This is a genomic window from Tsuneonella troitsensis, assembly GCF_001441535.1.
Classification (GTDB): Bacteria; Pseudomonadota; Alphaproteobacteria; order Sphingomonadales; family Sphingomonadaceae; genus Tsuneonella; species Tsuneonella troitsensis.
In genome coordinates, this window is record NZ_LMAU01000001.1 from 1 (window position 1) to 14,145 (window position 14,145).

17 protein-coding genes and 1 pseudogene are annotated in these 14,145 nt (G+C 62.1%); 9 read left to right on the forward strand and 9 right to left on the reverse strand.

The annotated features are described in order from the left end of the window. The first annotated feature begins 279 nt into the window (after positions 1–279). The 3 genes from AR323_RS15015 to AR323_RS00010 are packed head-to-tail and all read left to right on the forward strand — an operon-like array spanning position 280 to position 2,434. Positions 280–846, forward strand: a complete 567-nt coding sequence (locus AR323_RS15015; protein WP_235510396.1) for a ParB/Srx family N-terminal domain-containing protein — start codon at positions 280–282, stop codon at positions 844–846. Beyond that, positions 768–1,610 (forward strand): DNA-methyltransferase, encoded by an 843-nt coding sequence (locus AR323_RS15020; protein ID WP_235510397.1) that lies wholly within the window; start codon positions 768–770, stop codon positions 1,608–1,610. Before AR323_RS15015 ends, AR323_RS15020 begins: the two co-directional genes overlap by 79 nt. Continuing rightward, a complete protein-coding gene (locus AR323_RS00010; protein WP_057881912.1) occupies positions 1,607–2,434 on the forward strand; it encodes a DUF5681 domain-containing protein in 828 nt (275 codons plus the stop codon). Before AR323_RS15020 ends, AR323_RS00010 begins: the two co-directional genes overlap by 4 nt. 207 nt (positions 2,435–2,641) lie before the next feature. Here the strand turns inward: AR323_RS00010 and AR323_RS00015 are convergent, their stop codons facing one another. The 5 genes from AR323_RS00015 to AR323_RS00035 are packed head-to-tail and all read right to left on the reverse strand — an operon-like array spanning position 2,642 to position 5,011. Further along, a complete protein-coding gene (locus AR323_RS00015; RefSeq protein ID WP_057881913.1) occupies positions 2,642–3,103 on the reverse strand; it encodes a hypothetical protein in 462 nt (153 codons plus the stop codon). Further along, positions 3,096–3,596, reverse strand: a complete 501-nt coding sequence (locus tag AR323_RS00020) for a group III truncated hemoglobin (protein WP_321164516.1) — start codon at positions 3,594–3,596, stop codon at positions 3,096–3,098. Before AR323_RS00020 ends, AR323_RS00015 begins: the two co-directional genes overlap by 8 nt. Further along, positions 3,593–3,931: a DUF1971 domain-containing protein gene (locus AR323_RS00025; RefSeq protein ID WP_057881915.1), complete on the reverse strand. Its 339-nt coding sequence runs from the start codon at positions 3,929–3,931 to the stop codon at positions 3,593–3,595. The genes AR323_RS00020 and AR323_RS00025 overlap by 4 nt, the downstream gene beginning before the upstream one ends. A gap of 1 nt (position 3,932) precedes the next feature. Next, positions 3,933–4,292: a response regulator transcription factor gene (locus AR323_RS00030; RefSeq protein ID WP_057881916.1), complete on the reverse strand. Its 360-nt coding sequence runs from the start codon at positions 4,290–4,292 to the stop codon at positions 3,933–3,935. Positions 4,293–4,321: 29 nt separating this feature from the next. Then, on the reverse strand, positions 4,322–5,011 hold the full coding sequence (locus AR323_RS00035; RefSeq protein ID WP_057881917.1) for an alternative oxidase: 690 nt from the start codon (positions 5,009–5,011) through the stop codon (positions 4,322–4,324). Positions 5,012–5,568: 557 nt separating this feature from the next. On the opposite strand from AR323_RS00035, the pseudogene AR323_RS15025 reads away from it, so the two are divergent. The 6 genes and pseudogenes from AR323_RS15025 to AR323_RS00060 form a co-directional block, all read left to right on the forward strand. Further along, positions 5,569–5,840 (forward strand): annotated as a pseudogene (locus tag AR323_RS15025) (PAS domain S-box protein); the annotation flags it as partial. A 114-nt stretch (positions 5,841–5,954) separates the two neighbouring features. Then, on the forward strand, positions 5,955–6,641 hold the full coding sequence (locus tag AR323_RS15030) for a sensor histidine kinase (RefSeq protein ID WP_235510437.1): 687 nt from the start codon (positions 5,955–5,957) through the stop codon (positions 6,639–6,641). After that, the gene (gene fixJ, locus AR323_RS00045) at positions 6,631–7,254 is read left to right on the forward strand and encodes a response regulator FixJ (RefSeq protein WP_057881918.1); all 624 of its coding nucleotides are present in this window, start codon (positions 6,631–6,633) and stop codon (positions 7,252–7,254) included. The genes AR323_RS15030 and fixJ overlap by 11 nt, the downstream gene beginning before the upstream one ends. 132 nt (positions 7,255–7,386) lie before the next feature. Further along, positions 7,387–8,019, forward strand: coding sequence for a tyrosine-type recombinase/integrase (locus AR323_RS00050; protein WP_057881919.1), 633 nt, complete (start codon positions 7,387–7,389; stop codon positions 8,017–8,019). Positions 8,020–8,147: 128 nt separating this feature from the next. Next, positions 8,148–9,626, forward strand: a complete 1,479-nt coding sequence (locus AR323_RS00055; RefSeq protein ID WP_083495163.1) for a serine hydrolase domain-containing protein — start codon at positions 8,148–8,150, stop codon at positions 9,624–9,626. Between the two features lie 504 nt (positions 9,627–10,130). Then, positions 10,131–10,733 carry a hypothetical protein gene (locus AR323_RS00060; RefSeq protein WP_152980273.1) on the forward strand — a complete coding sequence of 201 codons (603 nt, stop codon included), beginning with the start codon at positions 10,131–10,133 and terminating at the stop codon, positions 10,731–10,733. Positions 10,734–10,944: 211 nt separating this feature from the next. Here the strand turns inward: AR323_RS00060 and AR323_RS00065 are convergent, their stop codons facing one another. The 4 genes from AR323_RS00065 to AR323_RS15035 form a co-directional block, all read right to left on the reverse strand. Next, positions 10,945–11,742 (reverse strand): DUF305 domain-containing protein, encoded by a 798-nt coding sequence (locus tag AR323_RS00065; protein ID WP_057881922.1) that lies wholly within the window; start codon positions 11,740–11,742, stop codon positions 10,945–10,947. 32 nt (positions 11,743–11,774) lie between these two features. Beyond that, positions 11,775–12,257 carry a DUF305 domain-containing protein gene (locus tag AR323_RS00070; RefSeq protein WP_057881923.1) on the reverse strand — a complete coding sequence of 161 codons (483 nt, stop codon included), beginning with the start codon at positions 12,255–12,257 and terminating at the stop codon, positions 11,775–11,777. A 12-nt stretch (positions 12,258–12,269) separates the two neighbouring features. Then, positions 12,270–12,959 carry a DUF2231 domain-containing protein gene (locus tag AR323_RS00075; protein ID WP_057881924.1) on the reverse strand — a complete coding sequence of 230 codons (690 nt, stop codon included), beginning with the start codon at positions 12,957–12,959 and terminating at the stop codon, positions 12,270–12,272. 99 nt (positions 12,960–13,058) lie between these two features. Continuing rightward, on the reverse strand, positions 13,059–13,775 hold the full coding sequence (locus AR323_RS15035) for a copper resistance protein B (RefSeq protein WP_235510398.1): 717 nt from the start codon (positions 13,773–13,775) through the stop codon (positions 13,059–13,061). Between the last annotated feature and the right edge of the window lie 370 nt (positions 13,776–14,145).

The following is a 14,145-nucleotide window of genomic DNA, read 5'->3' on the forward strand; positions in this document are numbered from 1 at the left end:
GAATTCCGCCATTTCCTGATGCCAATTCCCTGCGCCCGGAACAGGGAATTCACCCACCTCGAACAGCGACCGGTTGCGCGCGAACAGCGAACGTTCCGCAGCGAACAGCGATCGGGCGTCGGTTGCTGAACGATGGCTACAAGGCAGTGAGCTCGAGACCATTGCTCCTATTCTTGGCACCGGGCAAAGCGGTCCTGTTCCCCCTTCGTTCTTGACATTCCAGCCCAGTTGTGATAAGGGTCGCACTCCATCGCTGGATAGCCGAAGGAGACAACAATAATGAACTACCCTGCCCAGCAGGTGATCGAACTGTCGATCGACCTATTGAAGCCTTACCCGCGCAACGCGCGCACCCATTCCAGAAAACAGATCAAGCAGATCGCGGCGTCGATCGAACGGTTCGGGTTCACTAACCCGGTCCTCGTGTCGGACGGCGGCGAGATCATTGCCGGCCATGGCCGCGTCGAGGCAGCACGGCTGCTGGGACGCAGGACCGTGCCCACGCTGGCGTTGTCCCATCTCTCCGAGGTCGAGCGGCGCGCCTACGTACTGGCGGACACAAGCTCGCGCTCAATGCCGGCTGGGACAAGGAGATCCTCGCGATCGAGCTGCAGGCGCTGGTCGATCTCGAGTTCGACGTCGAGATCACCGGGTTCAGCCTGGCGGAGGTCGACCTTGCGATCGACGAGGCCAGCGAAGCGAGCACCGATGGTCCGCTTTCGCCCGAGGACGCAGTACCGACGGTCTCGGGAGAACCGGTTACCTGCATGGGTGACCTCTGGGAGCTCGGACGACATCGACTGCTATGCGGCGATACGCGCGATGCAGCCGGGATGGACCGGCTGATGGCAGGCCAGCGGGCCGACCTCGTGTTCACCGATCCGCCCTACAACGTCGCGATCGACGGCAACGTCTGCGGGTTGGGCTCGGTCAAGCACCGGGAGTTCGCGTTTGCATCGGGCGAGATGAGCGAGAGCCAGTTCACCGGCTTCCTGGCAGACACACTGGGCAACATCGCGCGGGTCATGCGCGACGGGGCGATAGCCTATGTCTGTATGGACTGGCGCCACATGGGCGAGCTGGTCGCCGCCGGGGAGCAGTGCTTCACCGCGCTCAAGAACCTGGTGGTCTGGAACAAGACCAACGGCGGGATGGGCGCCTTCTATCGCTCGAAGCACGAGCTCGTGTTCGTGTTCAAGCAAGGCACCGCCGCTCACACCAACAGCTTCGGGCTCGGCGAGACCGGTCGCTACCGGACCAACGTGTGGGACTATGCCGGTATCAGCTCGCTCGGGGCGAGCCGCTCGGACGAGCTCGCGATGCATCCCACGGTCAAGCCGGTTGCGCTCATCGCCGATGCGATCCGCGACTGCTCGCGCCGCGGCGAGATCGTGCTCGACGGGTTCGGCGGCTCGGGCAGCACGCTGATCGCAGCCGAGAAGACCGGGCGCTCGGCGCGGTTGATCGAGTACGATCCGATCTACTGCGACACCATCATCCGGCGCTGGCAGGATTACACCGGCAAGCGGGCATGCCTTGCCGGGACCAGCGACTGCTTCGAGGACGTTGCCGAGGAACGGCGGGGCCTTGGGCGGGAGGCCGCGGAATGAGCGCGGCCGAAGATCAGGATGACAAGGGCGAGGTGCTCCCCGTCCCCTACAAGGTGGGATACGGGCGTCCGCCGACCGAGCACCGGTTCCGCAAGGGTTACTCGGGCAACCCGCGGGGCCGTCCGCGCGGCGCGCGCAACAAGCCGAAGATAGATACCGGTATCGGCATGCGCGGCGCCGAGGCGTACCTGCGCGCCGAAGCCTACCGGATGGTCACGCTGCGCGAGGGGGACAATGTCATCGAGCTGCCGGCCATCCAGGCGGTGTTCCGGGCGATGGGCGTGGCAGCAATGAAGGGCAACCGGTTTGCCCAGCGCACGCTGGCCGACATGATCACCAGGGTCGAGCACGAGGACTTCACTTCGCGGCTCGATGCGTTCGGGAAGTGGGCCGAGTACAAGCACGAATGGGGCGAAGCGATTGAACGGGCCAAGCTAGCGGGCAGGGAGCCCCCACGCCCGATCCCCCATCCCGATGATGTGCTGCTTGATCCACACACCGGAGATGTGAAGTTCGCTGGCCCGCTGACGAAGGAAGCCCGCGACCGGCTCGACCAGGCGCTCATGCGCAGGGCCGACGCGCAGGAGGAGGTGACATACTTTTCGCAGAAGTATCGCGAGACCAGCGATGAGCAGTTGAAGGCCCGCTACCTCGAAGACTGGCACTGGGAGCAGCGCATGTTCGACATCATCAACGATACCGTCTCCGAGCGCTACAAGGTCAAGCTCGAGAACCGGTCCTACAAGCAGGGGGCCTCTCGAACAGGCGAAGCGCTCGAGGAAATGAGGGTGAACAAGCGGCTCAGGGACGAGTATGTGGAGTGAGGTCTGCTTTGCGCCACATCAGCGGTCATCCCGGCAACTGTTTCGTCGTCCCGATAGCGGTCGTTTGACGGCGAAGATCGTTATGACCTGCTCGCCTGCTCCCGCGTCGCGAACGCGGTGCGCAATTGCGGATGTCGAGTCGGCCAGGAAAGATCGGCTCTCCGCAGTCAGGACAGAACATGGCTGTTTCTTCTCATCGCAGTTCTCTCACATGACCGTCGCGCTGATGATTGCGATCGCTATTCCGAAGAACGCAACGGCTACGGGCACGACCAGTACCTGGCCGTAGACTTCGCTGCGGGTGAGGGGGCCGAACGCGGTCTGGAGGACGGCTCCGGTGCGCTGCAACGGACTGTCGGGTTGGGCGGGACCCTGGCGCAGGAGGGCCCGCGCAGTTCCGAAGAACATCGCGACATAGAACGCAGAAATCGCAATCGCGAACGCCGCACTTGCTCCGCCGGTCGCACCGAGCAGGGCGAGCAAAAAGACCACGTAGGAACCGATCATCGTAATCCAGACGGCGGAGGAAAGCTCGAATAGCCGCGCTTCCGGCGTAAGCACTCGCACGTTATCGTTCGCTTCGGTTTCGACGACGAGCGACGGACCCGGCGTACCGGTGCGAATGTCCCGAACCGGGTCAAGCTGCGAGCGGAGAAGTGCTTCAGGCATGAGGTAGGTCCTTTCCTGCGCGCCCGGCGGCCAATCCGTCGCGGCGCATTGCGATCGCTGTCAGAAGGCTGTCGGCGATCATCCGGGCGCGTCCCCCGACGAGTTGGGTCGCCTCGCGGTCACCCTCTGCCTCGCGGAGCGTTTCGTAGAAGAGTTCAAGCCAACGAGCGAAGTGTTGCAGTTCGAGGCCCGGGATCGCGAGGTGCTTGAGCATCGGGTTGCCCGAGAACTCGCCGCTGTTGTGCAGGACCGAACGCCAGAAGGTCTTCATGCGCGCCAGGTGCGGAGGCCAGTCGGCAATCCGCTCGGCGAAGATCGGACCGAGCAGGTCGTCCTCGCGGATCTTTCCGTAGAAATTCTCCACCAGATCATCGATGAATTCGGCATCCACTCCGATGGATTCAGCAGCTTCGCGCTTCTCGGCACGCTTGAGCGCTGCAATCTCGCGGGTGTCGGGTCGCTCCTCTTCCGGAAGCGCAGACTGCATGGTCATGCCCCGTCCCCTTCAGGGCGTTCGTCGGCTTGTAGTGGACCGGTCGGCTCCCGCAGGAACCGGACGTGGAAGCGCACCTCGCCAACGGGTTCGACACGGTGCAGGATCGTGGGCTCGACGATACCCGCGTCACCGCCAGCCACGAGAGTCTGTCCGCGATCCGCCCGGCGGGGGTCGGTCACCAGGTAGCGGAGCTGACCGCTCTCGATTTCGATCAGGCCCCAGACTCCTTCTTTCGTCGAGTGATCGCTCAGCAACCCTGCGGGAACGGTCGTTTCGGTGAAAGTCGCGGTTTGTTTGTAGTCCTCTAGGCCGGGGGGAAGCGCGGGTTTCATGTCATGCTGCCTTCTGTTGTCCGAGCAAGGCCGAAATCGCGTCGCTGAGCTCGTCCCCGAGCAGGGGCTTCTCGATGATGTGCGCCCCAAGCGCTCCTGCACGCGTTCGAAACAGCGGGTTCGGATTCGTCACGAGGATGATGGCCAGGGCCGCGCATCCTCTTTCCCGAAGCTCCGCAAGGAAGCGGAGACCGTCGTCCTGATAGCTCTGGTCGATGACCAGAAGACCCTCTGCCGGGATTCCGCTGCTCGCTCGGTCGCCTTCGATAGTCGTCAACCCTTCGGTGGCGAGCGAGAACTGCAGGGAGGAAAGGACCGGTGCATCGTCGATGAACAATCCGATCACGTTCGAGCGGTCCATGTCCGTTGCTCCTTGCTCGCGGCCCTCGATCAGGCCGCCTTCTTCCAGTTGGGTTCGAGAGCGACGTGCGGCGGGCACTCGGCCACCTGGGCCACCGGCAGGCCGGCGAGTTCGTTGGCGAAGCCGTGGTTCACATCGCGGTGGTGTGCCTCATCGGCCCGGACCACGAGGACGACGTCGCGTAGGGTCGCGTCGTCGGGCAGCCCCCAGTAGCGCTTGGCAATCTCTGGTGCCGGTACGTTCTCGCTGCGTCCCTCGTCGATTTCGGAGAGGTAATGGGTGTAGCTGATCACCGCCTCTTCCTCGAAGTAGCCGACGACCCGGTGCGCGGTCTTGCTGCTGACCAGGTAGAGCCCGAAGAAAAACAGGTAAAACACCCACTGGACGCCGATGATGACCGCTCGCTCGAACAGCGTAGGCTTGGAAATCTCGATGAAGGTCATCAGGTGCATGCGCTCATTCTCGGCTTCGTCCATGAGCGTCTTGATCCAGCCCTTGTCGTCGCACATGCGGCGCAGGCAGGCGAGGTGGTTGATCGTCGCCCCGACCATTCCGGGTACGGCAGCTACCGTCTCGAGCACGACGGCGCGGTGGCCGTAACGCTCGGCAAAGAAGGTATCGGCGCACCAGCGAAGCGCCTTGGTGAAACCGAATGCGATCCGGTCCGACATCCCGCGAGGGTTGTGGTGAACGCCCAGATCGATGAAGGGTGCAGTCATTGAAACTTCTCCGCATGGCGGCACGTTGAACTGAAAGCGCCGCTGCTGGAGTTGATCTAGGCCTTTGAACAGGGACGCGAAATTTGGATGATAACCCTACGGAGGGCGCCCTAAGGGCCTTACCGGAGCCTCCCCCCGCAAATCTTATGAGCCGGTTCCTGCCGCGCCTGTCGTTTGCGGCCGCTCTGTTGCTGGCACTCGTCGCGATCGGCGCCGGCGCGGGGATCCGGCTGCTCTTTGCCGAAGAACTGGCGCAGCGCGCGACGTTCATCTTCTTCGTCCCGGGCGTGGTCCTAGCCAGTGCCATGTCGGGCCTGCGCGCAGGCGCCGTTGCTGCCGTCGCCGGAGCGGCCGCGGGCTTGTGGTGCGACGCCCTCGCGGGACCGATTACCGAGGGCAGCTACATCGCGGCGGTCGCGTTCGTGGTCATCGGCGTTTCGGTCGCTTTCGGAGGCGAGTGGTTCCAGCGAGCAAGGGTTGAAACCGAAGCATCGGCATCGATCCTGGCGCGCCGGGAAGCGCACTTGCAGTCGATCCTCGACACGGTGCCCGATGCCATGGTCGTGATCGACGAGGCCGGAGCGATCAGCGAGTTCAGCCCGACTGCCGAGCGCATGTTCGGCTGGAAGGCGTCCGAAGTGGCTGGCCGCAATGTCGCCTTGCTGATGCCCGAGCCCTATCGCAGCGCGCACGACGGCTATCTCGCGCGATACTATCGCACCGGCGAGAAGAGGATCATCGCAAGGGCAGGATTGTGGTGGGATCACGGCGGGACGGTTCCACTTTCCCGATCGAACTCGCCGTCGGGGAAATGGCTGCGGACGGACAGCGCTTTTTCACCGGGTTCATCCGCGACCTGACCGAGCGGCAGCAGGCCGAGGCGAGGCTGCAGGAACTGCAGACCGAGCTGGTCCATATCTCGCGTCTGACCGCCCTGGGTGAGATGGCCTCTGCGCTCGCACACGAAATCAACCAGCCGCTGTCGGCGATTGCGAACTACCTGAAGGGCACGCGCCTCCTCCTAGGGCGCGACGAGGTCCCGCACGAGCGCGTGGCCGAGGCAGTGGAAAGGGCCGCGACCGAAGCCTTGCGCGCCGGAGAGATCATCCGCCGGTTGCGGGATTTCGTGGCGCGGGGCGAGACAGAGCGGACCATCGAAAGCCTGCCCAAGCTGGTCGAAGAGGCGAGCGCACTCGCCCTGGTCGGCGCAAAGGAGCACGGCATTCGAGTGCAATACGCATTCAATCCGGCAGTCGATCTTGTCCTCGCCGACAAGGTGCAGATCCAGCAGGTGGTTCTTAATCTCGTGCGCAACGCGGTCGATTCGCTTGCGGAATCGGAAGCGGGTGAGCGCCACCTGACAATCGGGATAGAGGCGGCGGACGAGGGAATGGCGCTTGTCCGGATAAGCGACACCGGGCCGGGCATCGAGCCCGACGTGGCCGAGAAACTGTTCCAGCCCTTCATCACGACCAAGCGAACCGGCATGGGCGTGGGCCTCTCCATTTCGCGCACGATCGTCGAAGCGCACGGCGGCAGGATATGGGGAAAGCGAGCGCCGGATGGCGGCGCCGAATTCGGCTTTACTCTGCAGGCAGTCGCAGATGAGGAACTCTACGATGGAGAATGAGGCGGTGAAGGACGCGATCGTTTACGTGATCGATGATGATGAGGGCGCACGTCAGTCGCTGGAGTTCCTGATCGACGTCGCCGGGATACGGGTGCGCTCGTTTTCGTCTGCGGACGCCTTCCTGCAATCCGCACCGCCGCTCGCTCGCGCCTGCATCGTTACGGACGTTCGGATGCCCGGCATGAGCGGGATCGATCTCGCCACCAGGATGTCGGAGCGGGATGGCGGGGCTCCCGTTATCGTCATCACCGGCCATGCCGACGTTCCGCTGGCGATTCAAGCGATGAAGGCCGGTGCCGCCGATTTCATCGAAAAGCCCTTCGACGACGAAACGATCCTATCCGCTATCCGCACGGCGCTGGCGCGAAGCGGAGAAGAGGAGGAGGTGCAATCGCGGCGGCGCGAAGTTCTTTCCCGGATCGAGACCCTGTCCGGCCGAGAACGCGAAGTCGTCGACGGCCTCGTCGAAGGCAAGGCCAACAAGGTCATCGCGATCGACCTCGACATCAGTCCACGGACGGTCGAGGTCTACCGGGCGAACGCGATGATGAAGATGCAGGCGAAGACGCTCTCCGACCTGGTAAGGATGATGACGATCGCGACGATCGTCTGATTAGGGCTGAGGCCGAATTACCAGAGTCGGCTTCGGCTGAATGCTGATCAGAAGCTGACAGTCCGTAACCGGCTCAAAAGCATCCACACTCTGCGTTCTGTACTCGGCCAATCATGGCCGAGGAGATGAACCATGGGATACTCTCGATTTGACACCGCCATCCAGGCACGCGCGGCATGGAACGCCGGCAAGACCGTCGGCACCAAGCGACCGCTGACGCAGAAGCAGATTTGGGCGATCCGCTTTCACTTAGATCGCGAAGGGCGACTACGGGACAAGGCGCTCTTCGACCTCGCAATCGACAGCAAGCTGCGTGGCTGCGATCTGGTGAAGATCAAAATTGGTGACGTGGTAGCCGGCGCGGATGTTCGAAACCGTGCGATCGTCATCCAGCAAAAGACCAATCGTCCAGTCCAGTTCGAGCTAACTGCGGATGTCCGCGCGACCCTGATCGCTTGGCTGGAGCGCCGAAAAGGTTCGACGCATGAATATCTGTTTCCGAGCCGAATTGATCACCATGGCCATATGAGCACACGCCAGTATGCCAGGCTGGTCGATGAATGGGTAACGGCCATTGGCCTGCGCAAGTCTGAGTACGGCACGCATTCGCTGCGGCGGACCAAAGCTGCGATGATCTACAGGGCCACAGGCAATATCAGGGCAATTCAAATCCTGCTCGGTCACACCAAGATCGAGAACACGGTCCGTTACCTTGGCGTCGACGTCGAAGATGCATTGCTGTTGGCAGAGCGGACCGAAATCTGACTTTCAAGCGGCCGGCCGGTCACCTCGGCCGGCTGCTTCAGGGTAAAGGCTGAGTTGCGCTGATCGACTGACTTAGGGTGGAAAGCAGACGTTGCGCATGGCGCTGCACTATTGCACCTTGGGCTTCGATGACCGCACCTTTTAGCCGTCGTGACTTCATTCGGTTGTCGGCTGTGGGAGCCGCACTGCCGCTGATAGCAGCATCGCCCGTTGCCGACCCGACCTTTGCCGCCGTGCGACGACAAGCCGTCAAATACATTAAGGACGGGCAGGCACCGTCGCTTTCAGTAGCTGTCTTTCGCGCCGGTCGCCCTATCTGGGTGGAAGCGTTCGGCTTTGCCGACCGAGTTCGGCGCGTGACGGCGAGTGCTGGCACTCGTTATGCCATCGCTTCAGCCTCCAAGGCCTTTACTGGAACTGCAGTCGCGCAGTTGATTGTCTCGGGGAAGTTCGTTCTCGACGAGCCGATCCGGCGACATCTTGGCAACATTGAAATCGCAGAGGAAGGAAGCCCAATAACCGTTCGGGAGGCGCTCCAGCACCGATCGGGAATACCGAAGCACTGGCGCAATTTCTTCAAGGGTCAGGGACGTCCGCCGCCATTTTCCAGGGTCACTCGGGATCACGCTTTCATCACATCAGCGAAGGGCAGGCGCTACCTCTACAGCAACATGAACTATGGCCTGCTCGCCGAGACAATCGAGCGAACCAGCGGCGGCTTTCACCGTTATCTGCGGAGGAACATCTTCCAACCCGCGGGCCTCGCTAGCGCCGGTTTCCTCAACGACCACTTCGAAGACTGGGAAGCCGCTGTCCCATACGAGGACGACGGTAGACCCATCCCACCATACCTCGTTGATGAGATGGGCGCCCGTGACATGGTGATGACCGCGACCGACCTCGCCCGGTTCGGCGTCGCCCATCTCGAAGGTCGCTTCGGCGAGGCGGCTCGCCTGATGCTGTCAGAACGGGCGCCGATTGGTTCAAACGGGCTCGCAAGAGCCTCTTATGGCCTCGGTTGGGTTGTTGAAGAAGACACGCCCGCGGCACTATTCAGCTATGGGCATACAGGCGAAGGGCCTGGCGGCGCGTCGAGTCTTACGATTGTTCCCGAGGAACGGCTGGTGGTCGCAACCATAGCGAACGCACAGGGTCCGCCCGCCTATGTGCTGAACGAGTCGATCGTCGATGCGATAAGCGAGAAGTTCGCAACGCGCCGCCTAGCGCACCCCTTCCAAGAGCCTGTCTCTAACGACAACGCCACTCAGGCATTTGCTGGTAGCTGGGCAGGTCAAGTTCGACTTCCGAGCGGCTGGCATCCCGTCGCCCTCAAATTAGGCTCACCAGCCGACTGTATGATTAGTCTGGGGTCCGGGGACGGCAAGAGCGAGCTGACGCAAGTCAAGGTAAGCGCGGATTTTCTGACTGCGCGAGCCACGATGACGTTGCCTGCAGAGGATGCGCTGCAATGGCCGCATCACGTTCGGCTTAGCCTTGAACGGGTCGGCGACGGACTGGACGGGTCGATTGGCGCCTATGCACAACGTGGGAGCATTCCGCACGATCAGTTCTGGCTAAGCTATCGTTTGCGCCTTCACCGAGATTGAGCGCCGCTCGTCAAATTTGCGAGCAGGGCAGGTCGACCGAACGTCCGCTATTGGGCCGCTACCTGACTGTCCGCTTTCAGCTAGGTAATCTGGCAAAACCGACCTTCAGCTAAAGCCCGCTTAGCGAATAAGGGCGCCACATATTCTGCGACTCTAATCTGAGCCCTTGGAGGTTGCTCCGTTGCTGTAAGTCAGCTTTAGCTCCGGTCTCTTGCTTATCATTGGCTAATGGCGCACTTTCTCAGCGGCACTCTCGAAATGACGAGTCGCAATCGAAGGCAAGTGAAAGTTCCAAAAGGGACGATACCTTCAAAATTGAAAAATGACATTGAGATGCCGACTCGTAGGCGCCTTCCGCAGCACGCGGGGGATCCCCCCATGCGGCTATCGAGCAAGGCGTCGGCTTCGACTTTGGTCAAAGGAGCGAATGTCATGCTAAGATTGGCTAGGAACCTGTTATTCAATTCTTGCGGCAACTCGGTCAGACTTTCGCAGCGGAAGCGCGTGAAACGGCAGACTGTTAGGTTCGCACTCGGTCTCTCTAGTGTTCTGATCGCACCTGCTGCGCTTGCCGAGGTGCCACGCACTCAGCCCGATCAGGCACTGCAAGAACTGGCAAGGCAACTCGAACCATTCAAGGATGTCGCTTACGCGGAGAGCCAAGGTTACGTGCGGTCATCGCCTTGTGAGTCTCATCCCACGCTTGGGACCATGGGCTACCACTACTCAAATCCACGGCTTCTCGGCATAACCGGTGTCGTGAACGGCCGAGTGAACGGCAATGGCACCTACACAGGCGTCAACCCTCCTGCCGTTCTACTTTATGTTCCCGACGGACACGGCGGAGTGAAGCTGGCGGGAATAGAACTGCTCGTTTTTGCAGAAGCTTGGCACGCCGAAAACAAGCGTCCGCCAATGTATCGTGGACGGGAGTATAATTACATGGCGGACGATCCCGCGACGCCGCAGGATGAGGCGCACAACTTCATGCCGCATTACGACCTTCACATCTGGCTGTTTGAGAATAATCCGAGCGGTTTGTATGCGCCGTGGAACCCAGCGCTAAGTTGCAACAACGTTGGCATCGTCGATTTTCCAGACCATTGAATTGGTGTCTTCCAACGGGCATCTTTGCCTCGGCCCGGGTAAGATTGGTCTTCACTCTTGCAGTTATCTGGGTGCGTCTCGGCAGGTCTCCAAGGAAACCCTGCCGAGACGACCTATAAAGCGGGCGACTACATGCGGCCGCATCTGAAAGCTTATCCTCCCGGTCATGGATGAGGAAAGGCGACGCACTCGCCGATGCCATCAACCAGGATCAGCAGTGGCCTGCCGCGCGGTGTTCAGGCGCGCAGGTAGGCGCATCGTCGGCCTCCGCCGTAGGTTCGGGCGAAGCCTTGGGGGCCGCAGCCCTGACGGGAGCCGGTTTCGCCGCAGTGGTCTTCGTAGCGTCAGGCTTTGCGGTGGCGGTCGGAGCAGCGACTGCGTTCTTCGTTTGCGTAGCCGGCGTCGGCTCGCCCTTCAGCATCGCTTCCACAAGGGCGATTTCCTCCAGCTGCTTTGCACGCGTCTGTTCGATCTGCGCCCGCACGGCGCCAGTCGCGCCGCTCGCAAGCGCGATGTCCGACATCGCGACGGCGCCGCGATGGTGCGCCAGCATCTTGGTAAGGTAGGTCTCTGAAGGCGTCGCGCCCGATGCCGCCATCATGTCAGAGTTCATTTCGGTCATCGCAGCTTCGTAGAGCTTGGCGCTGGCGGGATTAGCCGCACCATTGCGGGCCAGCGCCTTGAGCGCTTCGATCTCGGCGCCCTGCTTTTCGATCGTCATCTGCGCCATTTTCGCGAGATCGGCTGTGGGCTCTAGGCCCAGCGCGATCCGCGACATGTTGATCGCGCCTTCATGGTGCGCGATCATTTTCTTGACCCAGGTGTCGGCGGCATCGACGCCGACAGCGTCCTTCATGGCCTTGTCCATCGCCATCTCGGACTCAGCGTAGGGGCCGTCCATCGTCATCGCAGCATCTGGGGCGGTGTCTTCGGCAGGCTGTTCGACGCTTCCGCAGGCGCCCAGAGATGCGAGCAGCGCAAGTGCGGCAATTCCGGTGAGTTTGGTCATTGTGTATCTCCGTGATCCTAGGGCGTATCGGGTCAGAGGCGGTCCATGATCCGCTTCATCTCGGCAATTTCATCTTTCTGAGCCTGGATGATCTCGCGGCAGAGCCGGCGTATCTCAGGGTCGGTAAGCCTGGCTTCCTCGCACATCAGAATAGCCCCTGAGTGGTGCGGGATCATCGAACGCAGGAACTGGTCATCGCCAACGAGGCTCTGTTGCCGGATGCCGACGAGCGACAGGACAAAGATCGCTGCAAACGCCACATAGAGCGCGGCGTTGAGCTTCCGACTGCGATACATACCTCCCATTGTCGCAAGCATGATCGCGCCCATCGGCGCCCACATCACGAGGGCCATATAGAAGAAATTCACGTTCTGGATGAACTCGCCCCAGGTCCAGATCATCGCGAACATGGCGACGTACATCACCAGCAGGCTGAGGCCGAGATTGACGGCCAGCATCATATAAGGCTTCGAGCCGCCGCCACCGGAATGCGCGGACTTCGCGTGGTCTTCCATCGGTCGTTCTCCTTACCAGTTCAGGTGGTCGATGCCGTGCACCAGCGCGCCGCCGAACCATCCCTGCACGAGGATCGCTGCCGTTAGGATCGACAGCCCTACGATCATGGCTGAGCCGCGGTCCTGCTCGGGGCGTCTCAGCGCAAACACTCCCAAGGCAAACGCGCCGATCCCGATCCCGGTCCCAAGCCAGCGGTGGCTCTGCATGACCCAATCGTCGAGGCCGAGTACGAAGCCGCCGCTCAGCCAGCCGGAAAGAAGGGCGAACGGTGCGGTCACCCCCGCAGTCACCACGAGGAACTGGACGGGCTTGGCAAACCCCGGCCGCTTGCGGCCAACGATGGCGGTGAAGAGCGCCGCAGGGATAAAAGCGATCGGGAAATGCACTAGCATCGGATGGAAGCGGCCAAACCAGTCGAGCAGTCGCACACCAAAGCTCTGGGGTGGCTCCTCGGCATTGGCCATGCCAGTCATGGCCGCGGCATGGCCTGGCATCGACATGTCGTGATCCATGGGAGGCGCCTGTGCCGATCCACCCGCCACCGCACGCTTCGCCTCGCGTTGCGCTGCCTCCTGCTTGGCCTTGTGATCCTTGTGCGCCGAGGCGGGCGCTACCGGCATGGAAAGGATGGCGGTCGCTGCCAATAACGCCAACACCGACCGCGCCAGCAATGCATGCGACCATCGGATGACTGAGATCATCCCATGCCTCCGTGGGCCTGCGCGCCGGATTGTGCATGACCAGGATCTCCCAGCGATCTTCGATCCGCGTAAGGACGCATCAGCATTGTTCTTCTCCCCTCAGAACCAGAAGCGAATGCCCGCTAGGAAGCTGAAGCCTCCGGGCGATTCGCCTTCTTCACGCAGGAAATCACGCGTCATCCCGAAGGCGCGCTCATATTGGACGCCAACGTAAGGGGCGAACTCGCGGGCGATGTCGTAGCGCACCCGGACGCCGATCTCGGCATCGGTCAGCCCCGCGCCGACCCCGATGTCCTCGCTGCTTTGCGCCGCGAAATTGAGTTCGGCGCGCGGTTGCAGGATAAGCTTCTGGGTGATGCGCTGGTCGTAATAGCCTTCCAACCGTCCTATCAGCTCGCCCCGGTCCGACAGGAACATCGCGCCTTCGACGTCGAAGAAGCCCGGTGCGAGACCCTCGAATCCGATGGTGGCGTAAACGCGCGACGGGTTGGGCTCGAAATCGTAGCGGATACCGGTCTGGAGATCGAAATAGGGTCCGATGGCGCGGCTGTAGAGCGCCTGGACTTCGGCAGATTCGACGCCAGCGCCAAACTCACCTTCTCCTTCGGTCTTGACGACCAGGCGGTTGATGTCGCCGCCATACCAGGCCTCGCCGCCCCATTCGTAGGCATCGCGCCCATCCTTGACCTTCACCTCGGCGATGTTGAGTATCGCCATGAAGAAGTTCTGGCCGCCGTGATGCAGCGAGAGATGGTGTCGCCCCATCGCCATCGCGGACGGTCCGTAGATCGCATCTGCCGCGTAGTCGGTGGGCACCGGCGGAGCCGATCCCGAGCCCGCTGGCAAGTCCGTTCCCTCGGCGCCGATAGTCGCGGCCGGGGTGCAATGCCCCATAGCCGCGTGTTCCGGAGAACATGCAGCCGGCTGCGCGGGTTGCGGCGCCGGAAGCGAGCAATGCCCCATCGCCGCATGCTCCGGTGTACATGTCGACTGGCTAGGCTGCACCTGCTGCGGTGTCGCCGGGGCAGGCGAGGGAAGCGTACAGTGACCCATAGCGGCATGCTCGGGCGTGCAGGCCGGTTGAGCCTGAGGCGTCGCCTCGGGAGCCGTGGGTGGCGCCGCCGCGGCCGTGCAATGCCCCATCGCCGCGTGGTCCGGAGAGCACGCAGGTTGGCTCTGTCGGGCC

Bases quoted from the DNA above. Each gene is read 5' to 3' on its own strand.
- AR323_RS15015 (WP_235510396.1), top strand. From the start codon at position 280: ATGAACTACCCTGCCCAGCAGGTGATCGAACTGTCGATCGACCTATTG.
- AR323_RS00055 (WP_083495163.1), top strand. From the start codon at position 8,148: ATGACCGCACCTTTTAGCCGTCGTGACTTCATTCGGTTGTCGGCTGTG.
- AR323_RS00020 (WP_321164516.1), bottom strand. From the start codon at position 3,596: ATGACCATGCAGTCTGCGCTTCCGGAAGAGGAGCGACCCGACACCCGC.
- AR323_RS00050 (WP_057881919.1), top strand. From the start codon at position 7,387: ATGGGATACTCTCGATTTGACACCGCCATCCAGGCACGCGCGGCATGG.
- AR323_RS00035 (WP_057881917.1), bottom strand. From the start codon at position 5,011: ATGACTGCACCCTTCATCGATCTGGGCGTTCACCACAACCCTCGCGGG.
- AR323_RS00070 (WP_057881923.1), bottom strand. From the start codon at position 12,257: ATGGAAGACCACGCGAAGTCCGCGCATTCCGGTGGCGGCGGCTCGAAG.
- AR323_RS00030 (WP_057881916.1), bottom strand. From the start codon at position 4,292: ATGGACCGCTCGAACGTGATCGGATTGTTCATCGACGATGCACCGGTC.
- AR323_RS00025 (WP_057881915.1), bottom strand. From the start codon at position 3,931: ATGAAACCCGCGCTTCCCCCCGGCCTAGAGGACTACAAACAAACCGCG.
- AR323_RS00015 (WP_057881913.1), bottom strand. From the start codon at position 3,103: ATGCCTGAAGCACTTCTCCGCTCGCAGCTTGACCCGGTTCGGGACATT.
- AR323_RS15020 (WP_235510397.1), top strand. From the start codon at position 768: ATGGGTGACCTCTGGGAGCTCGGACGACATCGACTGCTATGCGGCGAT.
- AR323_RS15030 (WP_235510437.1), top strand. From the start codon at position 5,955: ATGGCCTCTGCGCTCGCACACGAAATCAACCAGCCGCTGTCGGCGATT.
- AR323_RS00075 (WP_057881924.1), bottom strand. From the start codon at position 12,959: ATGATCTCAGTCATCCGATGGTCGCATGCATTGCTGGCGCGGTCGGTG.
- AR323_RS00010 (WP_057881912.1), top strand. From the start codon at position 1,607: ATGAGCGCGGCCGAAGATCAGGATGACAAGGGCGAGGTGCTCCCCGTC.
- fixJ (WP_057881918.1), top strand. From the start codon at position 6,631: ATGGAGAATGAGGCGGTGAAGGACGCGATCGTTTACGTGATCGATGAT.
- AR323_RS00065 (WP_057881922.1), bottom strand. From the start codon at position 11,742: ATGACCAAACTCACCGGAATTGCCGCACTTGCGCTGCTCGCATCTCTG.